Annotated in this window: 18 protein-coding genes; 9 read left to right on the forward strand and 9 right to left on the reverse strand. The window is 27.7% G+C overall.

Annotated elements, in window-relative coordinates; all coding sequences use genetic code 11:
- Window positions 1–2: 2 nt before the first annotated feature.
- Window positions 3–2,141: a CocE/NonD family hydrolase gene (locus IR152_RS14770; RefSeq protein WP_227452696.1), complete on the forward strand. Its 2,139-nt coding sequence runs from the start codon at window positions 3–5 to the stop codon at window positions 2,139–2,141.
- A 117-nt stretch (window positions 2,142–2,258) separates the two neighbouring features.
- Here the strand turns inward: IR152_RS14770 and IR152_RS14775 are convergent, their stop codons facing one another.
- Window positions 2,259–2,603, reverse strand: coding sequence for a RidA family protein (locus IR152_RS14775; protein ID WP_227452697.1), 345 nt, complete (start codon window positions 2,601–2,603; stop codon window positions 2,259–2,261).
- A gap of 292 nt (window positions 2,604–2,895) precedes the next feature.
- Here IR152_RS14775 and IR152_RS14780 point away from each other — a divergent pair, with 292 nt between their 5' ends.
- Both IR152_RS14780 and IR152_RS14785 read left to right on the forward strand, forming a co-directional pair.
- Window positions 2,896–3,786: a DMT family transporter gene (locus tag IR152_RS14780; RefSeq protein WP_227452698.1), complete on the forward strand. Its 891-nt coding sequence runs from the start codon at window positions 2,896–2,898 to the stop codon at window positions 3,784–3,786.
- A gap of 217 nt (window positions 3,787–4,003) precedes the next feature.
- Window positions 4,004–5,290, forward strand: a complete 1,287-nt coding sequence (locus IR152_RS14785; RefSeq protein WP_227452699.1) for a Gfo/Idh/MocA family protein — start codon at window positions 4,004–4,006, stop codon at window positions 5,288–5,290.
- Window positions 5,291–5,378: 88 nt separating this feature from the next.
- Here IR152_RS14785 and IR152_RS14790 read toward each other — a convergent pair whose 3' ends face one another.
- Both IR152_RS14790 and IR152_RS14795 read right to left on the reverse strand, forming a co-directional pair.
- Window positions 5,379–5,771, reverse strand: coding sequence for a regulatory YrvL family protein (locus IR152_RS14790; RefSeq protein ID WP_227452700.1), 393 nt, complete (start codon window positions 5,769–5,771; stop codon window positions 5,379–5,381).
- An 836-nt stretch (window positions 5,772–6,607) separates the two neighbouring features.
- On the reverse strand, window positions 6,608–7,777 hold the full coding sequence (locus IR152_RS14795; RefSeq protein ID WP_227452701.1) for a M20 metallopeptidase family protein: 1,170 nt from the start codon (window positions 7,775–7,777) through the stop codon (window positions 6,608–6,610).
- A gap of 162 nt (window positions 7,778–7,939) precedes the next feature.
- Between IR152_RS14795 and IR152_RS14800 the strand changes: the two genes are divergently transcribed.
- Window positions 7,940–8,803 carry a S66 peptidase family protein gene (locus tag IR152_RS14800; protein ID WP_227452702.1) on the forward strand — a complete coding sequence of 288 codons (864 nt, stop codon included), beginning with the start codon at window positions 7,940–7,942 and terminating at the stop codon, window positions 8,801–8,803.
- 70 nt (window positions 8,804–8,873) lie between these two features.
- Complete coding sequence (locus tag IR152_RS14805) at window positions 8,874–9,467, forward strand: DUF3867 domain-containing protein (RefSeq protein ID WP_021384146.1); 594 nt, start codon at window positions 8,874–8,876, stop codon at window positions 9,465–9,467.
- Between the two features lie 252 nt (window positions 9,468–9,719).
- Here IR152_RS14805 and IR152_RS14810 read toward each other — a convergent pair whose 3' ends face one another.
- A complete protein-coding gene (locus tag IR152_RS14810) occupies window positions 9,720–10,355 on the reverse strand; it encodes an isochorismatase family cysteine hydrolase (RefSeq protein WP_227452703.1) in 636 nt (211 codons plus the stop codon).
- 79 nt (window positions 10,356–10,434) lie between these two features.
- Complete coding sequence (locus IR152_RS14815) at window positions 10,435–11,166, reverse strand: glycerophosphodiester phosphodiesterase (RefSeq protein WP_227452704.1); 732 nt, start codon at window positions 11,164–11,166, stop codon at window positions 10,435–10,437.
- A gap of 332 nt (window positions 11,167–11,498) precedes the next feature.
- Here IR152_RS14815 and IR152_RS14820 point away from each other — a divergent pair, with 332 nt between their 5' ends.
- From IR152_RS14820 to IR152_RS14830, 3 genes are all read left to right on the forward strand, one after another.
- A complete protein-coding gene (locus tag IR152_RS14820) occupies window positions 11,499–13,688 on the forward strand; it encodes an amino acid adenylation domain-containing protein (protein WP_227452705.1) in 2,190 nt (729 codons plus the stop codon).
- 410 nt (window positions 13,689–14,098) lie between these two features.
- The gene (locus IR152_RS14825; RefSeq protein ID WP_227452706.1) at window positions 14,099–16,027 is read left to right on the forward strand and encodes an OPT family oligopeptide transporter; all 1,929 of its coding nucleotides are present in this window, start codon (window positions 14,099–14,101) and stop codon (window positions 16,025–16,027) included.
- Window positions 16,014–16,361 (forward strand): PqqD family protein, encoded by a 348-nt coding sequence (locus tag IR152_RS14830; protein ID WP_227452707.1) that lies wholly within the window; start codon window positions 16,014–16,016, stop codon window positions 16,359–16,361. The genes IR152_RS14825 and IR152_RS14830 overlap by 14 nt, the downstream gene beginning before the upstream one ends.
- Before the next feature lie 238 nt (window positions 16,362–16,599).
- Here the strand turns inward: IR152_RS14830 and IR152_RS14835 are convergent, their stop codons facing one another.
- The 4 genes from IR152_RS14835 to IR152_RS14850 all read right to left on the reverse strand — a co-directional run bounded on the left by IR152_RS14835 (window position 16,600) and on the right by IR152_RS14850 (window position 21,781).
- A complete protein-coding gene (locus IR152_RS14835) occupies window positions 16,600–18,519 on the reverse strand; it encodes an ABC-F family ATP-binding cassette domain-containing protein (RefSeq protein WP_227452708.1) in 1,920 nt (639 codons plus the stop codon).
- A gap of 25 nt (window positions 18,520–18,544) precedes the next feature.
- Window positions 18,545–19,327: a M15 family metallopeptidase gene (locus tag IR152_RS14840; protein WP_227452709.1), complete on the reverse strand. Its 783-nt coding sequence runs from the start codon at window positions 19,325–19,327 to the stop codon at window positions 18,545–18,547.
- Window positions 19,328–19,409: 82 nt separating this feature from the next.
- The gene (gene ddlR, locus IR152_RS14845) at window positions 19,410–20,858 is read right to left on the reverse strand and encodes a transcriptional regulator DdlR (protein ID WP_227452710.1); all 1,449 of its coding nucleotides are present in this window, start codon (window positions 20,856–20,858) and stop codon (window positions 19,410–19,412) included.
- Window positions 20,859–20,881: 23 nt separating this feature from the next.
- Complete coding sequence (locus IR152_RS14850) at window positions 20,882–21,781, reverse strand: D-alanine--D-alanine ligase (protein WP_227452711.1); 900 nt, start codon at window positions 21,779–21,781, stop codon at window positions 20,882–20,884.
- Window positions 21,782–22,038: 257 nt separating this feature from the next.
- On the opposite strand from IR152_RS14850, the gene IR152_RS14855 reads away from it, so the two are divergent.
- Window positions 22,039–23,295 (forward strand): competence/damage-inducible protein A, encoded by a 1,257-nt coding sequence (locus IR152_RS14855; RefSeq protein WP_227452712.1) that lies wholly within the window; start codon window positions 22,039–22,041, stop codon window positions 23,293–23,295.
- Window position 23,296 lies beyond the last annotated feature (1 nt).

Consider the following 23,296-nt stretch of genomic DNA (forward strand, 5'->3'; position numbering starts at 1 on the left):
AATTGGTAAAGTTTAAATTATATATATCTGGGTTATATAGTGGAAATGTAATCTTTGATGATGATTTATTAATTGAAAAGTTGAATCCTTTTACAAATAAAATAGAAAGCTTAAAACCAATAAGCAGAGAAGAAAATACATACTATTTAAATCTTACAAAAATAGATTTAAAGTCTTTATTTGATAACTTTAATGTATATACTAAAAGTTTAGTAAATTCAGATAAAGACACAGTCACAAATAAATTAGGAGAAACGCATTCTAAGCTTAATAAATACATATGGGTTCAAAGAAATAAAAAGTTTCCGCTAGATATAATTATTGTAGATAATAAAATAGTCGGTTTTATCTGTTTGTCTAGAGAAACTTGTACCATATTAATTATGGATGGATATGAAGAGTATACTGTATTAAAAGAATGGAAGAAAACTCATAGAAATGAAGAGATATATTCTATAAAATTTGATGGAAATTATATGATTGATATGAAAGATGGAATAAAACTTTCTACAGATGTATATCTTCCTAATTTTATAGATTCTACTAAAAAAGCACCAACAATTCTTATGAGGACTCCATATGGAAAAGAAAATGATAAAGAAATATATTATAAATATGTACAAAGAGGATATGCTGTTGTAATACAGGATGTTAGAGGAAGAAATGAATCAGAAGGTAAATGGGAACCTATGATTCATGAAAGAGAAGATGGAGATAGTACTATAAACTGGATAGTATCACAGAAATGGTCAAATGGAGTAGTTGGAATGCTTGGAGCGTCATATCTTGGTTATGTTCAATGGGCAGCTGCATCTTCAGGTAATAAGCATCTTAAAGCTTTGGTTAGTATAGTAACATCAGGAAGCCCTTTTGTTGATATACCAAGAAAAGGAGGAGCTTTTGTATCTGGTATGCTTGCATGGGCATTTATGGTATCAAGAAATAAAGTTGATAGAAGTAAAATGGTAAGAGATGATTGGGATGATGTTTTAAACATACGACCAATAGAGAATATACCTGTTGAAGCTCTTGGATATAGAATTGAGTTTCTGGAAGAATGGCTAAAGAGAGTAGAAAAAGATGAGTATTGGGATATGATGGATTGGCACTTACAAAAAGATAAAATAAATGTACCTGCATTGGTTATATCTGGGTGGTATGATGATAATGGTATGGGAACTACAGAGGCCTTAGATGTTATAAAGGATTATAAAAAAGGAAAGAGAAAGGCTATTTTAGGTCCGTGGATGCATAATTCAAATACTTTGAGAGATATAAATGGTATTTCTTTGGGAAATAGTTCGCTAAGATATGATTTAGATTATAATTATCTATTATGGTTTGATAAATACTTAAAAGGCATAGAAAATAACATAGATACGACTGCTCCAATAGAGTATTACTCTGTAGGTTCTAACAAGTGGAAGACAGAAGAAAATTGGCCGATAACAAACAAGATAGATAAGAGTATGTATTTAATAAGTGATGGAAATGCTAACACATCTTTGGGAAATGGGAGATTAATATTTGATAAGGGTTTAGAAGAAAAGTGTGATAGTTATATATATAATCCAAAAGACCCATCAATACAGCTAATTGATATGTCAGAAAATGAAGTTGGAGTTCCAAATAACTACAAGGATTTAGAAAAAAGAAGTGACATGTTGTGTTATACATCAGATGCTTTTAGTGAAGAATTCACTATAACAGGTGATATAAAGTTAGAGTTTTTTGCATCAAGTTCTGCTAGAGATACTGACTGGGTTATAAAAATTATGGATGTAGATTTAGATGGAAATTCAATTAAATTAGCTGATGGTATACTTAGTGCTAGATTTAGAAATGGTTTTTATAAGTCAGAGCTTATGGAAGAAGGAGAGATTTATAAGTTTACAATTATAACCTCAAAAATATCAAACACATTTAAAGCTGGTCATAAAATTAGACTAGATATAACATCTAGTGCTAAAAATTTTATTTTCCAAAATAGTAACACAACAGAGGGGTATAATAGTATTGAGTATATAGAAGCAAAGAATACAATTTACCATGGAGGTAAATATCCATCTAAATTGATATTGCCAATAGAGAATAAAGCAAGTTTGTATAGATTAAATAGTAAGGAGGCTATCTCAAAATAGAGATAAGTCTCTTTTTCATTGGTGAAATGATGAAAATATATTTAATTTCATACAAAAAAGAGTGCCTCATGAACTAAAAAGTTCATTTTGAGACACCCTCCATATAAGTTAAATTAATTATTTTGTAGCTGCAACAACGCTCATTTCAACCAATAAATGCTCTCTAGCAAGTCTAGCTTCAACACAAGCTCTAGCAGGCTCAAATCCTTTTTCAACCCAAGCATCCCAAACAGAGTTCATAGCTTCAAAATCTTTCATGTCTCTTAAATAAATAGTGACAGATAGTAAATGTTGTTTATCTGAACCATATTTGTTTAATAAATCTTCTACTTTAGCTAAAACTTCAGTAGTTTGTTCAATTATTCCGCCTTCAGCATGAGTTTGTCCACATAAATAGACTGTATTGTTATGAACTACAGCTCTGCTCATTCTTCCAGTTCCTTCATATCTTTTTATTTCCATGTTTTAAATACCTCCATAATTAAAAAATCTATTAAAAATCTAAATAATAAATTAAAAAAAGTCTATACTATATAAAATTATATTATATATTTTGATAATAATCCATAAAAACATATAACTTTTTAACTATAATTATTATTGTTATTAATTGAAAAGATTTATTAGTTACTTGACATAAATTACAATTTTAATTATAGTATAAATTGGAATATTTAGATAATTATTATTTAATGTATGAGTCGAAGTCTTTAATTAATATGGCTTTATATGTTTATATAGAAAAGAGGTAAGTATGAGTAGTACAATCAAATCAAATCGAATAAAGGGTATAATGTTTATAATAGCATCAGCTCTTGGCTTTGCAATGATGTCTGCATTTGTAAAACTAGCTGGAGATTTACCAAGTTTTCAAAAAGTGTTCTTTAGAAATCTGGTATCAGCTGTAATAGCTTTTTGGCTTATCGTAAAACACAAAGGTAGTCTAACTGGTAAAAAAGAAAATTTAAAAGTACTTTTATATAGGTCAATCTTTGGAACTCTAGGAGTAATATTTAATTATTATGCAATTGATAGGTTGATGCTCTCAGATGCTAATATGCTAAATAAAATGAGTCCCTTCCTTGTAGTAATATTTTGTGCAATTGCTCTAAAAGAAAAAATAAATGTAAAGCAGATAGGAGCTATTATAATTGCTTTTATAGGAGCTTTATTCATAATAAAACCAACATTTAGTGTAGAAGTAATTCCGTATCTTGGAGGAGTTGCAGGAGCTATATTTGCAGCAATGGCATATACTTGTTTGAGAGTTCTTGGAGACAGAGAAGATTACTATACAATCGTATTTTTCTTTTCGGTTTTTTCATTAGTTACTGTAGGACCAATTGCTTTTGCAGTATATGAACCAATGACTTTTATGCAACTTATATATCTATTACTAGGTGGAGTATTTGCAAGTCTAGGTCAATTTGGAATAACTCTAGCATATAAGTATGCACCTGCTAAGGAAATTTCTATATTTGATTATAGTAATATAATATTTTCGGCAATTTTAAGTATATTCTTATTCAATGTTTATCCAGATATGCTAAGTGTTGTTGGATATTTAATAGTATTTTCGGCGGCATTTTATATGTTTTTATACAATAAGAAATTAGATAAACTAGATAAAGAAAAGAAGAAGTAAGCTAAATAAAAGTGTTTTTATAATTTATATTGAAGATTTAAGGTTTTTTATTAAAATTAAAGAAGATTGAGTTGAAAATGTTTGATGTATTGACTTATAACAGCAGTTAAAATTGAAAAATTATAACTGCTGTTTCTTTTATTAAAAATATCCAAATGTCTATGAAAATAGACTATAATATAATAGTATAAATAATATAAAGGGGATAAATTAAAGTATGGAAAAAGTGAAAGTTGCTGTGATTGGGGCAGGTAATAGAGGAACATATGCATATGCTCCATATATTTATAAAAATTCTGATGTATGTGAAATAGTTGCTGTAGCAGAACCTAAAAAAAGAAGACGAGAATTATTTACACAAAAATATAACCTAGATAGTAAAAAGGTATTTGAAACTTTAGAAGACTTTTTTAAACAGGACAAGATGGCAGATGCAGTCATAATAGCTACAAATGATGATAGACATTATGATGTAGCAAAACTAGCTCTTGAAAAAGGTTATCATGTATTATTAGAAAAGCCAATGTCTAATAGTTTAGATGGTTTGGTACATATAGATGACTTGTGTGATAAGTATAAAGATAAGATTTTTATGATTTGTCATGTACTGAGATATTCTCCATTTTATAATAAATTAAAAGAAATTGTAGAAAGCAAAAAATTAGGAGAGCTAGTTAGTATACAATATAATGAAAATATAGGATATTGGCATTTTGCACATAGTTTTACTAGAGGGAATTGGAGAAACAGCAATGAAACAAGTCCTTTAATTTTAGCTAAGAGCTGTCATGATATGGATATTTTGTTATATTTGGTAGGAAGTAGATGTAAAAAGATATCTGCATTTGGAAGTTTAAAGCATCTTAATAACCAAAATTCTAGTGGAGAGATGGCACAAAATTGTCTTCAGTGCTTGGTCGAAAAAAAATGTCCATATTCAGCAAAGAAAATTTATCTAGAAAAAGATAGAAGTATAAATAGAGCTGTTCACATAAATCCAACTGAAGAGAATCTATTAAATATACTCAAGACAAGTCCATATGGAAGATGTGTTTACAGATGTGATAATAATGTTGTAGACAATATGGTAAATATACTACAGTTTGAAAATGGAGTGACGGCTACTTTTAATTTATGTGCATTTACTAAAGAAAATGGAAGAACTATAAAGTTAATGTTTAGCCATGGTGAAGTTGGTGGAGATTTAAATAAAAATGAGATAAGAATTAAAGAATTTGGAAAAAACGAAGAAATAGTTATGAATCCATCAAATCAACAGAATATGGTAGAGGAATATGATAGAAATCTTATAGCTGAATTTATTCAATTAGTTTCAAATAAAGAACTAGAAAAGAGTAGAGTAGCAGTAAAAGAAGCTATACAAAGTCATATAATGGCGTTTGCAGCTGAATATTCTAGAGTTAGTGATGAGGTAGTATATATAGAAGAATTTTTTGATAATGCTAAGCAAATGACTAGAGAGATAGAAGAAACTATATTTTAATTAATAAAAAATTGTCAAATAAAATAAAGATAGATTAAATAATAGAAATACGAAAAGATGTATTCTATTAAGAAATCTATCTTTTTTATTAAGGTTTTTTCTTATCCTTATCAAAAAAATCTATACATTCTGATAAAAGATAAGAAAGTAAAGCGAATAAGATTTCTGTACTTAAAGGAATCGTTACTGAATCCATAAAGGTATCAATTATGTTCATAGCTAGAAAAGTTAGTATAAAGTCAATTATAAATTCGCAAAGTTTATATATTGAGTATGGTAATTTATTTACATATCTGAATATATCTAAAATAGTAGTACATAGAAAATCAATTGGAGTAGTTATACAAAAATATATTAAAAAGAAAATTAGTACAGCTCCAAGAGATTTATATTCAAATCCTAAGAATGATAAGAAGCCAATTCCTATAAACGTGAAAATACAAAAAGTTATAGCAAAAAAAACAGCAAAAAATAAAAACACAGAAATAAATTCGCCTAAAGGAATTCTTCTTTTATTACTTATCTTAATCAACTCCTTAATTTATGACATGAAATTTATATAAATAATAACATTCTTAAAAATTCATAATAGTATTCTGTTTCAAATAGTATTGTTTGAGAATCTATTTTCTTTATTAATGATAATAACAGATAACAGAAAATACATAATCAATAAAGGCATAAAAATATTATGTCTTACTATTAACTATTATTAAATCTGCAACTGAAAAATAACTAAACTGGTATTAAAAATATAACACTATGTATTATCTATTTATATAATTTTTTATATCTAATATTTATATAAAATTGTAACATATAAGTGGTTACATTTACTAGTTTAACATAGTTAAAATAGTTAGGTATTATTTTTAAGTTAAATTAATTATTATAAAATCGTAGAGTAAAAGAAAAATTTAATTTATCAAAAATAGACGAAATAGTCTATTCTCAAAACCGAAATATATTATTTTAGTTATACTTTTTATTTTTAATAAAAAATAAGATACTTATTGTTAAAATAGGATTTATTGGAAATCCTAATAATATTCCTTAGTTCAATATTATTGAACCCATCAGCCCACCAAAATACATTTAAATGGCTAAAATCATTGAGTTCATTTAATGTAGGCATGTATTTTTTGTCTAGTTCAATAAAGACTTCTTAACCTTGAATACGTATTTTACCTATAGGGTTTATTAATGTTTCTTTCATAATATTACCTCCAATTATTTGGTTTGTCATTTGTAATTTTAGAGTACAACATGATATCATGTGAGGGTCAATATAAAAATAATAAATAAAAATATTAATAGTTAAAATGATAATACATTTTTTACATGAAGCATGACACCAGTAATAAGACAATCTTCGTCAACATCAAAAGTAGAAGTGTGCAGAGGAGAAACAATATTTTTTTCACGATTTGCACAACCAAGATGGTAAAAAGCTCCTTCGCAGTAGCTTAGAAAATATGAAAAGTCTTCAGCTCCAAGAGTGGGTGCTTCTTTAAGGATAATATTTTCTTCTCCAAACAATTCTATAGCATTTTGTTTAACATAATTTACTAGATGGTTTGAATTGATAAGAGCTGGATAACCTTCCTCAATTTCAACAGAAATACTTCCTCCAAATGTTTTACAAGTAAAATCGCAAATTTCTCTAATTCGTTTTTTTGAAAACTCTCTAGTTTCAGGAGTCAAGGTTCTCAAAGTACCCCTTATAACCACTTTGTCACAAACTATATTTTCCTTGATTCCACCTTCAATCTTTCCTAGAGAAATAACCACAGAATCAGTAGGGTTTGTGTTGCGACTAACGATTGTCTGTAGAGATGTTATCATATGAGCAGATATAACTATAGCATCAATACCTTGATGTGGGTAAGCTCCATGACATTTTGAACCGTGTACAGTCAATCGGAGTGTATCAGTGGAAGCATTTAGAGTGTTGTATTTTAATTCAATTAGATTTTTGTTGATATTGGGATTTACATGAAGTCCAAATATATATTTTACATTTGGGTTTTCCAGACATCCATCCTCTATCATAAGTTGAGCGCCACCAATAGTTTCTTCAGCAGGTTGAAAAAAGAATTTTACATTTACATTTAAGTAATCCTTTAATTTAAATAGTATATTACAAGCACCAAGTAAAATAGCAGTGTGTGCATCATGACCACATGCATGCATTTTACCAAGATTAATAGATTTGTAAGAAGAATTAAGTTCTTCTGTTATAGGCAAGGCGTCTATATCAGCTCTTATAGCAACTGTTTCAAAGTTTGGATTCACGTTAATGTATGCAGTTATCCCTGTATGATTCTTATATTCAATATAATTTATACCTATTTCATTTAAGTATTTAATAATTTTTTTCTTGGTTTGTAATTCTTCTAATCCAAGCTCTGGAGTCTTATGTAAATCCCTCCTTATATTTATAACCCAATCATTTATCTCATGACAAAGAGTTTTTATATTAAGCATAAAACACATCCTAACTATATTAAAAATTTATTTTTCTTCATTAATTATATTATTCTATATAAATCATTATTCTGTATCAAGTACAAATAAAATATCTTATAATTATAGTAGAGATATTTAGCATGGATAAGAATATATCATTTTAGAAGAAGAGGTGTTTAAATGTTAGGAATAATTGCTCCATCTGGGCCATTAAGAAATACAAGTTTGGAAGAAATAAAGTTTAATTTAGAGAATTATGGTTATGAAGTTAAATTTTCTGAAAGTTGTAGTTTAAATTATAAAGGTTATTTAGCTGGTAATGATGATATTAGAGCAAGAGATATAGAAGATATATTTTTAGATAAAGATGTAGATATGATTATGTGTTTAAGAGGAGGTTATGGAACAACAAGAATATTAGATAAAATAAATTATGAGATAATAAAACAAAATCCAAAACCATTTATAGGTTTTTCTGATATAACAGGTTTAAACTTAGCTTTCTATAAAAATTGTGGCATTTTACCATATCATGGAATAATGGCAGCAAATGTAGCTAAATGGGATGAATTCACCTATAAATCCTTAGTAAATGCCTTAGAATTTAAAGATTACTTATATTTAGAAAATCCAAAAGAAGAAAAGATTTATACTGTATGTGAAGGTAAAGCAGAGGGAATAATAATGGGAGGAAATTTATCCTTAATAATTGCCACAATGGGAACAAAGTATGAAATAGATGCAAAAGATAAAATTTTGTTTATTGAGGAAATTGGAGAATCTCAATATAAACTAGATAGGATGTTAACTCAATTATATTCTTCAGGAAAACTTGAGGAATGTAATGGTATAATTTTTGGAGATTTTAAAGATTGCATAGAAGAAAATGATTTGATGGAATTACTGATAGAATTTGCAAATAAGGTCAATAAACCTTCTATATATAATCTTCAATCGGGACATTGTATCCCAATGATAACTATTCCTTTGGGTAGAATGTGTGAATTAAATGCTACAGAAAAAATCGTTAAATTAAACAAATAGTGTGTATATAAATATAATAGAAATATGGTATAATCTTATACAAGTAAAAATTTAGCTAGGAGGATGAAAAATGTCTGATGATAGAATAATAGACTTTAACGAACTAAAGAACAAAGTTAAAGATTCTGATGTAGATAAATTTGAGCAATACATATATAACTTATATTTTTCTGTTATGGATGGAAAGATGTCTATGGCTGAGTTTTCAAGAAAAATATTTGATTATATGAGAGATAACAACATATCTCAAGAAAAATTTATGAAAATACAAAAGCAATTTATGGAGAGATATGGTATGGACACTGAAGAAGTAGAAAAACAACTTAGAAACTTTGGAATCGACCCTTCTACAGCAGGTTTTATGAGTAATAATACTTCCAGCAAAGTATCTACAGAAGATTTAGAGTCATTTAAGAAGAGTGCAGGATTTTATGAGAAATATGGTGAAAAAATCCAGCCAAAGAGTTGCATAACAACATTCATAAAAAATGATTTGAATGATATTAATGTAATAATAGACCAAGAAAAGATAATGCTTTGTAGTGATAAAAAAATAAATCTTATGGACTCAGAACTAAATGAGTTTTTATTAGAATATAAGAATATGTTTAATAAAAAAATAAAGGTAGTAATGTGTGAAACTACAAATAAGTATGACTATTAAAAAATATATTTAATTACTGAAGTAGTATCGATTAGTGGTATTACTTAAAAATAAAAATCGCAATTTATTTTTCCTTACAAAAACATGTAAAGAATATCTAAACTGCGATTTTTTATATTATAAAGATTAGTTATAATAAATAGTAGTTGTAAATTATAATATTTTAGTTAAAACTGTATTTTTCTATTAGAGTTTTTATTAAAAATAGATTATTTGATAATTAGATTATATAGGATATAAAGTATTGGATTATTAATGAATCTCTTTTAATACGTTAATTCCATTTTGAATCATACTGTTAAAGAATACTAAGTTTAAAATATCAGCAGGATGAACATTAGGTATATCATAAGTATCTACTAAATTCATAGGTACAACTATATTTTTTTCAACATTATGTTGATTAAAATAGGATTTTAGAGTTATTGCAAATTGATATATACATATGTCTGTGCAATCACCAACTATAATTATATTGTCTATATCATCAAAATTCAAATTTTCTAATGCAAAAAATCCATTAGTAGAATTTTTAGGAAGAATTTGTAGATTCTCTATTGATTTAAGCTCATCAACTAATTCACTTTCTACATCATTTTCCAAACAGTGAACAGGATAACTCAAAAGTTCTATAGACTTAGGAGTATGAGAATCAGTAAATGCTATTACTCTATTTAATTTATTTGATATTTTTTTTGTAAACATTTCGATTGGCTTTATTAAAGACTCTACTCTAGGAGAGTATAAAGCTCCTTGTCTTGCAAAACCATTATTAACATCAATTATAAACAAAGCAGTTTTATCCAAATCATAATTTTCTATTTTTTCTGTAGGTAGATTATTTAAATTACTTTTTAAAGCTTCAAGTTCATTTAATAAGTTATCCATAGTTATACCTCCAAGCTAAATTTAATAAAATTGTACATATTAATAATATAAAAGTCAAGGAGTACAAACTATTGTGTAGTTAGCTATATTGTTTGGATTGTAAAAAATTTGAAGCTATATCTGGATAGTTGGTAAAAATACCATCTACATTGAGCTTTAGACAGTGTAGTATATCATCCTCTTCATTTACAGTATATACATTAACATCAAGTAGGTTTTTGTGACAAAGTTCAATTAGAGATTCATTTACTAAAATTAGAGGTGGATGAAGATAACTATTACCTAGAAATTTAGTAAAATTGACTACATTGTTTATAGGTAAATAACACAATAATCCTGTTTTTACACTAGGGTCTAATTTATGAAAGTTTTTTAAACTATTGCTATTGAAACTAGATATAAGAACTCTATTTTTTATATTGTATTTTAAAATAAGTTCTAAAACATCTTTTTCTATATTAGGATAGTTTACTTTGTCAGTTTTTAGTTCTATATTCAAAACAAGGTCTGTAGGTAAAATTAAAGTTAATACTTCTTCTAGAGTTGGAATTTTACATTCTTTATTATCTTGATACCCCTCAAAAGATGAATTTAAAGTCTTTAATTTTCTTAAAGTCAAGTCTTTTACAAATCCATGTCCATTAAAAGTTCTATCGATTTTTTCATCATGAATAACTACAATTTTTCCATCCTTAGTTCTGTGAACATCAAGTTCTATCCCATATATGTCCATATCTAAACATTTTTTAAAAGCTAGAATAGTGTTTTCTGGATATTTTCCACTAAAACCCCTATGAGCATAAATATTCATTTATATGGCTCCTTTCTATAAATATAACTTATCTTATAAAATTTTAATTAATATAATATATCATATTCCAAAAGGTATTGCTATATATTAATTAAATAACTATTTGTAACTTATATATTATATAAATGTAGAAAAATAAAATCATATATGTGTTATAATATATTTTAAACATTGTAAATATTACGAATTTAATAGTAATAATAGATATAATTTTATGCAAGCTAATGTTTTTAGAGCTTGCATATGTATTATTAGTATATTTATATATTGCAAAAAATAAAATTCCAAAAGAATTTTTTTCTATAGACTTAATAGTAAGGGGGAATTTTGATATGTATGAAGTTAATTTAGAACGAGCTATGAATTATTGGATGGATTTGTTAGATGATTATACGAATATAGCAAAAATTCCAAATGATTTTTTTTATAAAGACTGTTCTGATGAAGTAGTAGATGAAGTTTTTAAGATGAATATTGAGAAACATGAAAGATTGATTCAGTATTCTAAAATGAATAATATTAGCATAAGCTCTATTATAGAAACTATATATGGTCTTATACTTCAAAAGTATATATATGAAGATGATGTGGTTTTTGGTAAGACAATGAATATAATTCCAATAAGAGTTAAGGTTAGACAAAGTGAAAAATTTATAGATGTTGTAAGGAAGTTAAAAAGACAATGGAGTAGGTCTTTAGAATATGGATATTATTTGTTATCAGATATAGAGAATAAAAACCATCTGAATACTAAACTTATAAATACAATATTTATAGCTAAAAGTTTTGATTTATCATATGACTATGATATAGAAAAAAAAGGATATGATTTATCTGTAATAGTATACACTAAAAGAGCACTTAAAATAAAAATAAAGTATAAGCCATCTATATACAAAAGAGAGACCATTAGAAGAATTCTAAATCAGTTTGACTATCTAATAGAGCAAATAATAAGAGATAACGATATTTTAATAGAAGATTTAGAACTTGTATGTAAGAAGGAAGAAAAAGTATTATTAGAAGATTTTAATGATAATCAATATGAAGTGCCATATGACAAAAGTTATGTTGATTTATTTAGAAAACAAGCTAAGGTAACACCTAGTAATGTAGCTACTAGAGATGAAAATAGAAATTTAACATATAAAGAATTGGATGAGCTAACTGATAAACTTGCAGGTTATTTAAATCATATAGGAGTAGAAAGTGAAGATATAGTGGCTGTAATGTTACCAAGAGATATTAATATAATCATTACAGCTATAGGGATTATGAAATCAGGGGGAGCATTTTTTCCAATAGACACAAGCAACCCGGAAGAAAGACTGAATTATCTTCTTGAAGATAGTAATGCAAAAGTAGTAATAACTACAGATGAACTTAGAAGTAAGGTTGTAAATGAGAACACAATAGTACTTGATATAAATAATGAAGAAATGTTTAAGCTTGAATATGAATTAACTGAAAAAATAACATCATCAAATTGTGCATATACGATATCTACATCAGGGTCAACTGGTAGACCAAAGACTATAGCTATAGAGCATAAGAGTTTAGTAAATATGTGTTACTATAGCGTAAAATCTATAAATGCTACAGAAGAGGATATATGCGGTATATACTTAAGTTTCAGCTTTGACGCTGTGATGAAACAACTATTCCCTTATTTACTTATAGGTGCGTCAATAGATATTATGTCTGAAGAAGCTAAATTTGATGAGTATACAGTAAATGAATATTGTGAGGAAAATGACATAACTATACTAGCATTACCAACAGCGTTTGCAAGGCTATTTATACAAAATTGTAACAATAGTTCGCTTAGAATTGTACAGACTGGAGGAGAAAGATTAAAAGGATATAAAAAGCGTAATTATGAGCTATATAATGAGTATGGACCAACAGAATTTACTGTTGTATCGACTTCTTTTTATGTGGACAGAGAATATGGAAAAATACCAATAGGAAAACCTATATTTAATACTTATGCATATGTATTAGATAAAAAGAATAAACTATGTCCAATTGGAGTTCCAGGAGAGTTATGCTTATCAGGAATTCAAATATCAAGAGGATATTTAAATAAAAAAGGGCTAACAGAGCAAGTATTTGTAGAGAATCCTTACCAAACTTGTGAACATAATAAATTAATGTATAGAACTGGTGATTTAGTAAGATGGCTTGATGATGGAAATTTAGATTATATTGGTAGGATGGATAATCAAGTAAAAATTGATGAGTTTAGGATAGAGCTATATGAGATTGAAAATATAATAAACAATATTGCAGAAATTAAAAGTGTTGTTTGTATATCAAGAACAAACGATGATGGAGGTATGTATATATGTGCATATTATGTGATTGATGATGAGGATAACGATAAGATAAATGAAGGAACTGTTAGAGAATATTTAAATGAACATCTACCTCCATATATGATTCCAACAATAATAATGAGGATAGATAAAATACCAGTTACACCAATCGGAAAAGTAAATAAAAAAGCACTACCAGAGTGATTTTTTATTATGACAGGTGTTGTAAAGTGATTTCAGATATTTCTTTATGACACTTATTTTTCTGAAAAAATCAATTAACATAAAAAAAAGACTTTTCTGCATATATTTACTGTGATGAAAATTTATTTATAAGAATGATTATTGTATTTTTTATACTTTTCCGTGTTTTAAAGTGCTTTTTTAACAAAATTAATTTTATATTAAAAAAAATTTTTATTTTATATCTTAATAATTTCAAGTAGAATTGAAAAATAAAGAGAAAATTAGCATAAAAATCTCTAAAAGTAGAAATTAATAATATAAGGTTAAATTTTAGTAGTTTTGGCTCGCTATTTGTAAAAGAATAAAAAGCTAAGTTTTATATGTATATATGTTATAATATATACAAATTGAAAAGGGGTGAAAATTTTATGAACAAAAAATTACCTAAGGGTGCTTATGGTGAAGTTAGTGGAAAAGATTACGTTCCATACATCACAGATAAGTCCAGAACTGGTGGAAATGTAGCTGTACTGATTATAGGTATTATTTTAGCTGCAATTTTTGCCGCATCTACAACTTACTCTGGAATGAAAGCCGGTCTTACAGTTGCCGCGGGTATTCCAGGAGCTATAATAGGTTCTGCTTTTGTTGGAGCATTTGCTCGTCAAAAGGGTATTCTTGGGAAGAACTTAATCCAAGGTATGTCAAGTGGTGGAGAATCTGTTGCAAGTGGATTTATTTTCGTATTACCAGCAGTTATATTGATAGGAAGTCAAATTACATTCTTAGAAGGTTTAGCTGTTGGAGTTGGTGGAGTTTTATTTGGTATAGGAATTGCTTCTATAGTTCACAACTATCTAATAGTTGAAGAACATGGTAAACTTATGTACCCAGAATCAATGGCTATATCTGAGACACTTGTTGCTTCAGAGGCTGGTGGAGATTCAATTAAGTACATGGGAATTGGATTTATAATAAGTGGATTTATTACTGTATTAACTGGTTCATTCTTAAATGTAGCAAACAATGTAATGAGTCTTGTAGGAAGCAAATTCTACAAATGGAAATTTGATATTGAAGTAAATCCTCTACTTTTAGGAATTGGATTTATAGTAGGGATTGAAGTTTCTTTAACAATGTTTGCAGGAAGTATTTTATCAAACTTTGGTATCGCTCCTTTAATAGGATATTTTACAGACATGGCTAAAGATGGAGCTATGGTATGGAATAACCCTGCAATGCCTCTTAACCAAATGGATGTTGGAGCTATATCTAGCAGTTATGTAAAATATATAGGTGCTGGTATGATGCTTTGTGGAGGTATCATTGGTGCAATAAAACTTATACCAACTATAATCGCTTCTATAAAAGAAACACTTAAGGCTAAATCAAGTACTGGAGAAGGAGAAGAAGGTTCATCTATACAAATGATACTTTTATTAGGTGGAGTAGTAGTTGGATTTTTAGCAGCGTTTTTAATTTCTGGTAATATTGCTATGGCAATTATTGGAGCTATCATATCTCTTTTATTATCTTTATTATTTGTCATAGTAGCTGGTCGTTTAACAGGAACAATAGGAACATCAAATCTTCCAGTTTCTGGTATGACTATAGCTTCTCTAGTTATTGTAACATTAGTATTTGTTATAATGGGTTGGACTGATTTAGAATCTAATAAATCATTACTTTTATTTGGTTCATTTATAGTTGTTGCTATTGCTATAGCTGGAGGTTATACTCAATCTCAAAAAGTAACTTACATCATTGGTGGTAGCAAAAATGAAATGCAACGTTACTTTACAATTGCAAGTATAGTTGGTGTTATAGTTGTTGTAGGAGTAATTTTATTACTTTCTGACCAACTTAGAGCAACTGGTGATAATGTACAATTTGCATTACCACAAGCAAACTTGATGTCGACATTAACTTCTGGTATTATGTCAGGTAGTTTACCTTGGGTTATGATTATTGTTGGTGTATTTATGGCAATTGTTTTATATGCGTTAAAATTACCAATAATGACTATAGCTATAGGATTCTATTTACCAATTGCAACTACTTCTATAATATTAGTTGGAGCATTAATTCGTTTATTTGTTGAATTAGCATCTAAAACTGAAAAAGAAAAAGAAGTTAAAGTTTCTAATGGTGTAAGTTTATCTTCTGGTCTTGTTGCTGGTGGTTCTATCATTGGTTTAATAGGTATAATATTACAAGTAACTAAAGTTATAACTCCAAAAGTACCAAGTGGATTTGCTGCAACAAATTCAATGGCAATTGCTTTACTATTAGTTTTAGTTATACTTACAATATTACCTATTATTTTATCTAAAGTAAAAAATAATGAGCAAGAGTAATGATGTTTTAGATATTGTATTTAAAATCACTAATGGACTTGAGTATGAAGTGGATGAAAATAGTGTTGTTACTATACTTGAAAAACAGGACCACAAGATTCAAAGGTTTTTTAGAAAGTTAAAAGCTAGAATACCTAAATATAAAAAAATAGAACTAGATGAATATTCTAGTTTCGTGTTTTTACAAATCGATGGTCAAAAGACTGTTAGAAAAATAGGTGAGAACTTAGAAGCTAAATACGGAGAAGAATCTCATCCGCTTTATGAAAGATTGTTAGTTTTTTTAAATCATATTGAAGTTAATTGTCACTATATTGAAAGGCTGGATATATAGATATAAGAAAAATTATTGTAAGATATCTCAGTACGTAAAAGTTAGAAGAGAATTATAAAAGAGGCTGTCTCAAAATAGAGAAAAGCCTCTTTTTGTTAAAATGATTAACATATATTTGATTTAATACAAAAAAGAGTGTCTCATGAACTAAAAAAGTTCATTTTGAGACAATCTCTTTAAGATGTTTAGAATTTGTAGATTTAAAGTAAAAATTATTAAACTAAAGATTACGTTAATATTATTTATTATTAGCTATTTCATCAGCTAAGTTATTTAGATATTCCCATCTTTCATATTTATATTCAAGTTCTTTTTCTAGCTTCGATTTCTCATCCAAAATTTCTTGAAGTTTAGTAAAGTCGGTTGCAAATTTTGAAGTACTTTCCTCAAGTGTTGAAATTTTAGATTCAAGTTTTTCTATGTCGGAGTCAATATTCTCAAACTCTCTTTGTTCATTATATGAAAACTTAAGTTTTTTATCATTTTTAGGTTTTTCTTTTTTTGATATAGTGGAGTTATATTTTTTAACTGATTCCTTTTTAGATTCTTCAAACTCAATTCCTTGAACCTCTCTATAAATAAGATAATCACTGTAATTACCTGTATAGATATGAATTTTTCCATTGCCTTCATATGCAAATATTTTATTACAAATTCTATCTAAGAAATATCTATCATGTGATACTGTAACTACAACACCTCTAAATTCGTCGAGATATTCTTCTAATATTTTAAGCGTTTCAATATCTAAATCATTTGTAGGCTCATCAAGAAGAAGTACATTAGGAGCCAGCATAAGGATTCTAAGAAGATGTAATCTTCTTCTTTCACCACCAGATAATTTTCCTATCAGAGTATACTGCATAGTACCATTAAAAAGAAATCTTTCACACATTTGAGAAGCTGTAATTCTAGTTCCATCTGATGTTTCTATATAGTCACTAGCTTCTTTTATATAGTCTATAGCTTTCATATTAATATCCATATGAGAGTCATCTTGGGAAAAACAACCTATTTTAACAGTTTCTCCGATTGAAATATACCCACTATCAGGTTCTATTTTCCCATCAATTATGTTTATAAGGGTTGATTTACCCATACCATTTTTACCTATTATACCAATTCTATCTGTACGAGCTAAGGTATATTCTAAATTATCTATAACAGTACTTCCTTCAAATGATTTGGATACATTGTGTATTTCTATTATTTTATTTCCAAGTCTACTTGATGCAACGGATATATCGAGATTTTCATTAGGTTTGAAAGCTTCTCTATTTATTAGTTCATCAAATCTTTGTAAACGAGCTTTTTGTTTTGTACTACGAGCTTGAGCTCCTCGTCTAACCCAAGCAAGTTCTGTTCTAATTAAGTTTTGTCGTTTATCTTCAATACTTGCTTCTAATGAAAGTCTTTCCATTTTCTTTTCTAAAAATATTGAATAATTACCATCATAACTAAATAATCTGCCTTTATCCAGTTCAATAATTCTATTTGTAACACGGTCTAAAAAATATCTATCATGAGTTATCATAAGCAATGAACCTTTTCTTGAATTAAGATATTCTTCAAGCCAATCTATAGTATCATTATCCAAGTGGTTTGTAGGTTCATCTAGTATTAAAAGCTCACAAGGTGTAATAAGAGCTGATGCTAAAGAAACTCTTTTTCTTTGTCCACCAGAAAGTTCTTCTATTTTTTGATTGAAGTCATTTATACCAAGCTTTGTAAGCACTGATTTAGCTTCACTTTCTAAATCCCAAAGGTTTAAGGCATCTATTCTTTCGTGTATTGATAATAATTTTTTATTTAATTCATCTGTAAAGTTTGAATTAAGTTTTTCTAGAATTTCTTGATATTCACCAAGTAGCTTTAATTCTTCTGAAGTACCATTAAATACTTGTTCAAGTACAGTTGAATTTTCATTATAAGTTGGGTTTTGAGGTAGATATTCTATTCTAATACCATTAGTTTTTATTATATTACCAGTTTCGCTTTCTTCAACTCCTGCAATAATTTTAAGCAAAGTAGATTTACCAGTACCATTTACACCAATAAGTCCTATTTTTTCACCTTCATTTATTCCAAGAGATATATTTTCAAGCAATTTTTTTTCAGAATAACTTTTACTTATGTTTTCCAATGTCATTAAATTCATATAATTCACCTTTATTTCTAATCTATTATTTTTCAAAATGTTGATAATCTGGGTTTTTCCAATATCCACCCCAACTCCAACCTCTGCCTACAAAAGCATTATAACAATCATCACCTTTTTTTATCATTCCAAATTTCACAGTAGACCTATCAGCATAGACTGTACTTACTTTAGGGCTAACATTATCTCCAGAAACTTGAGGGTTCTGTAATGGATTTATATCTATAGCACGTCCTTTACCATGATTTGAAACTACATTTGTACCAGCTATAGTTCTATAACAAAATGATGAGGTATTATTATCAGACATAGATTTTTCATCTACAGCATCATAATCATCTATTAGCTTGATTTTTTCAATTGGATATTTTTTTTCGTATAATTCTTTAAAAATATCCACGACTTCTGGAGCCAGTTCACTGTCTACTATCATTTCTCCTTGATGAGTTTTTTCATCAAATCCATAGTATGTAAGTTTCAAATAAGATAGACTATCAAAGCTTATAGGTTCATCAGAAGGCATAGATTTACCAATCATTTTATTTTTTATATTATCTGGTATTGAAGAATATGAAAAAGTTGGTTTAATATTGTTATCTTCCTGTTTTTTAATAGAGCTTTGATTATTTTTAGAATCATCTGTTGTATTATTTTTATTTTGCATAGTCTCTTGACTTTTTATATTATCTTTTTTGTTGGAATTAGAGAAAAGTATCTCATATATAGATAATAAGGCAAGAAATAATACAGTTATTACAATTGTTAATTTTAATTTATTAGTTTTTTTTCGTCTTGACTTTTTACTCATATTATCCCCCAGTATTAGATTCATATAAACTATATATATTATACCTCATAAAAATAAACTAGGCTAACAATATTTAGCTAACCTAGAAGATTTCATTTATAGTTTCTCCAATTATTTTTATTCCAATTTCAATCTCTTCAAAAGATAACCTAGAAAATCCAAGTCTTAAAGTGTCAGAGCCAGAGTTATCTGTAAAAAATAAATCTCCAGGCATAAATATAACATTTTTTTCATAACATTTTTCTAATAGAGCTCTAGTATCTATATTTTTTAGTTTTATAAATATATGCAAACCACCATCACCCAAGATGTATTCTGTTTTTATATATTTTTTTACACATTCATATGCAAAGTTGAATTTGTCTCCATAGAACTTACGTATTTTTTTTACGTATTTTTCAAAACCACCATTACTCAAGTAATCAAATAGAATTCCCTGGTCCAAAAAGGATACATGTATGTTTCTACACCTTTTCACACTTTCCAATTTATCTATTACTTTTTTATCTGCAAATATCCATCCAATTCTCATTCCAGGAAATAAAATCTTTGAAAAACTACCGATATATACAACACCATTATTCATATTATCAAGAGAACAGATAGGAAATATATGAGAACTATTGTAGAGTAATTCTTCATTAAATCCATCTTCTATAATTGCTATGTTATGTTTTTTCATAAGATTATAGAATTTGTATCTATTTTCAGGAGTCATTACGATACCTGTGGGATTGTGATAAGAGGGTGTAATATATGCAAACTTTATTTTATTTTTGTACTTAATTAAACGGTCTTCTAACATATTGAAATCCAAACCATCTTCATGTATATCTACACCTAAAATATTGAGATTATGTGATTTCATGATTTTTATAGCAGTATTATGAGTAGGATTTTCACATATTATGTAATCTTTTTCTTGGGTAAAAGACGACATAATAATATCAAAGCCTTCTGTAAATCCATTTGTTATTAGTATATCTTTATTACTTATATCAACACCCTTGTTTGTCATATATTCTAATAAATAATCAATAAGGGGCTTATAACCTTGTGCGTATCCATAGTTAAGTAGTTTATGACCTTCTAATGAGATTCTATTTAAAAAGGATTTTTTGAATTCTTCCATATCAAATAAATCTCCATCTGGAGAAATACTTTTAAAGGAAATTAAGTCAGAGCTCCAAGGAATTTCACTTTTTATAATATCCAATTCACTAGCTTTTTTAGAGTATGTATTCTCTAAATAATCCCAGTTTAATGACCATGTAGTACTTGGAGGTTTATTATTTGATTTGACAAATGTACCCTTTCCTGAAATAGAGTAGATTAACCCTTCTGATTTTAATTCTTCATAAGTCAAAACTACAGAATTTCGGCTAACTTGTAAAAGCTGACTAAGCTCCCTTGTAGAAGGGAGCTTACTATTGTCTGAAACTAGTCCTTTTGATATCATATCACTTATATAATTTTTAATTTGTATATAAATTGGTTCATTATCATTTAATTTTAGATTTGAAAATATCAAATTACCACCTCAAATTATTTCATCTAATTTAAAGAGTATTCTATAAGTTTATCTAATAGTTCACTGTACTTAATACCTCTAGCAGCAGCACTTCTAGGAATTAAACTAGTTTGAGTCATTCCCGGAAGAGTATTTAGTTCAAGAACATATGGAATACCTTCACTTATAATCATATCAACTCTTACATATGCTTTGCAATTAAAAATTTTCCAACAAGTCTCAGAAATTTCATTTACTCTTTTTTGAAGTTCTTCATCTAAATAAACAACTTCTTCTTTTGCTCCTTTTTCAACAGAGTATTTAGCTTCATAATCAAAGAAACCTGAATCAGATTTTATAGATACTGTAGGGAATACTTCTCCATTTAGTATGAATGAAGTATATTCTCCACCTGGTATATATTTTTCAATCATTACAAATTCATCAACTTCCAGACCTTTGCGAACTGCTTTTTCAACTTCATCTTTAGAATGAATAAAAAATGTGGCTACACTTGAACCTCCTGAGTTTGGTTTTATAAATACTGGATAGCCTATATTATCTATTTCATCATAGTCTATTTCATCAACTGATTTTACTAAAATCCATGGGGCAGTAGGTAAATTTGAATCTCTAAGCATTTTTTTAGTTATATTTTTATCCATACACATTCCACTGCAAAGAGGTCCACATCCAGAATATGGTATATCCATAGTTTCAAGTATTGATTGTATACATCCATCTTCACCAAACTTTCCGTGTAAAGCAAGTATTGCAAAATCTACATCTTCTGGTATCTTTGTAAATATATCTTTTTTATCGTCTATTATTACTTTTACAACGTCATATTTATTTTTATCAAGATTGTTATATATCTCTTTTCCTGAATTTAAAGAAACTTCTCTTTCTGATGATATACCACCCATTATAACTGCTATTTTCATATTATACACTCCTATTTTGATTTTTATTATTTTAAAGTAAATTTTTTATTTATATATTTAATTATATGAATTAACGGTTGACGATGAAAGTACCACTATATATGAAGTTTATATTATGTGTGGTTTTAAAATCATAATCTAGTTTAAAGATATATTTAAATGATTTTTTAACTTTATTTATGTTATTATTTTTGCTAAAATTATTGTTATGAACTTAAGACTAGTCTTAATGGCTATAAATCAAGGAGTGATAAATTTTGAAAGCAGAAATAATAAGTGTAGGAACAGAAATACTATTAGGAGATATAGTAAATACAAATTCTCAATTTTTAGCTAAGGAACTTGCATCATTGGGTATAGAAGTATACCATCAGAGTACAGTTGGAGATAATAAGCAAAGGCTTTTAGAATGTTTTGGTGAGAGTCTAAAGAAAAGTGATTTAGTCATTACTACAGGTGGTCTTGGGCCAACTGGTGATGATATAACAAAAGAAACTGCTGCAGAATACTTTGGTCAGGAATTAGAATTACATAAACCATCATTAGAAGTTTTGGAATCTTTCTTCTTTAAAACAGGAAAAAAAATGGCTGAAAACAATATGAAACAAGTATACTTTCCAAAAGATGCTATAGTACTAAAAAACAATAATGGTACAGCTCCAGGAGCAATTTTAAAGAAGGATGATAAAAGTATAATAGTATTGCCTGGACCTCCAAGAGAAATGAAGGCTATGTTTAATGAGAGTGTCAAACCTTACTTACAGCAATTCACAAATGAAATTCTAGTGTCTAAAACTTTAAGATTATATGGAATCGGGGAGTCAAATCTAGAATTAGAAATTCTCGATATAATTAATGAACAAACCAATCCAACAGTTGCTTTGTATGCAAAAGAATTAGAAGTTACAATAAGAATAACTGCAAAGGCTGAAACTGAAGAAGAGGCTTTTAAGTTAATAAAACCAGTAGAAGAAAAAATAAAAGGTAGAGTTGGCAAATATATATATACTGAAGGAGACATTTCAGTATCTGAAGGAGAGACTGCATTAGAAGATGCTGTTTCAAAGCTTCTCGTAGAAAAAAATCTAACAATAGCAGTAGCTGAATCTTGTACTGGTGGTTTGGTTTCTTCATCTCTTATAAACTACCCAGGAATATCTTCTGTATTTCTTGAAGGTTGTGTAACATATTCTAATGATTCTAAAATGAAAAGATTAGGGGTAAAAAAAGAAACTTTAGAAGAGTTTGGAGCAGTAAGTGAACAAACTGCAATAGAAATGGCTGAGGGCGTTGCTAAAGGGCTTAAAACCAATATAGGTATATCTACAACTGGAGTAGCTGGACCTGGAGGAGGAACTGAGGAAAAGCCTGTGGGATTGGTTTATACTGCAATATATATAAATGGAAAAACAATAGTAAAGAAAAATATATTTAATGGAGATAGAAGAAAGATAAGATTAAGAGCTACTAGAGATTTACTTAATGAATTGAGAATACAATTAGAAAAGCTTTAAG

The organism is Clostridioides sp. ES-S-0108-01 (genome assembly GCF_020662285.1).
Lineage (GTDB): Bacteria > Bacillota > Clostridia > Peptostreptococcales > Peptostreptococcaceae > Clostridioides.

Coding starts and splice junctions, on each gene's coding strand:
- IR152_RS14775 (WP_227452697.1), bottom strand. CDS start 2,603: ATGGAAATAAAAAGATATGAAGGAACTGGAAGAATGAGCAGAGCTGTA.
- IR152_RS14780 (WP_227452698.1), top strand. CDS start 2,896: ATGAGTAGTACAATCAAATCAAATCGAATAAAGGGTATAATGTTTATA.
- IR152_RS14785 (WP_227452699.1), top strand. CDS start 4,004: ATGGAAAAAGTGAAAGTTGCTGTGATTGGGGCAGGTAATAGAGGAACA.
- IR152_RS14795 (WP_227452701.1), bottom strand. CDS start 7,777: ATGCTTAATATAAAAACTCTTTGTCATGAGATAAATGATTGGGTTATA.
- IR152_RS14800 (WP_227452702.1), top strand. CDS start 7,940: ATGTTAGGAATAATTGCTCCATCTGGGCCATTAAGAAATACAAGTTTG.
- IR152_RS14805 (WP_021384146.1), top strand. CDS start 8,874: ATGTCTGATGATAGAATAATAGACTTTAACGAACTAAAGAACAAAGTT.
- IR152_RS14810 (WP_227452703.1), bottom strand. CDS start 10,355: ATGGATAACTTATTAAATGAACTTGAAGCTTTAAAAAGTAATTTAAAT.
- IR152_RS14815 (WP_227452704.1), bottom strand. CDS start 11,166: ATGAATATTTATGCTCATAGGGGTTTTAGTGGAAAATATCCAGAAAAC.
- IR152_RS14820 (WP_227452705.1), top strand. CDS start 11,499: ATGTATGAAGTTAATTTAGAACGAGCTATGAATTATTGGATGGATTTG.
- IR152_RS14825 (WP_227452706.1), top strand. CDS start 14,099: ATGAACAAAAAATTACCTAAGGGTGCTTATGGTGAAGTTAGTGGAAAA.
- IR152_RS14830 (WP_227452707.1), top strand. CDS start 16,014: ATGAGCAAGAGTAATGATGTTTTAGATATTGTATTTAAAATCACTAAT.
- IR152_RS14835 (WP_227452708.1), bottom strand. CDS start 18,519: ATGAATTTAATGACATTGGAAAACATAAGTAAAAGTTATTCTGAAAAA.
- IR152_RS14840 (WP_227452709.1), bottom strand. CDS start 19,327: ATGAGTAAAAAGTCAAGACGAAAAAAAACTAATAAATTAAAATTAACA.
- IR152_RS14850 (WP_227452711.1), bottom strand. CDS start 21,781: ATGAAAATAGCAGTTATAATGGGTGGTATATCATCAGAAAGAGAAGTT.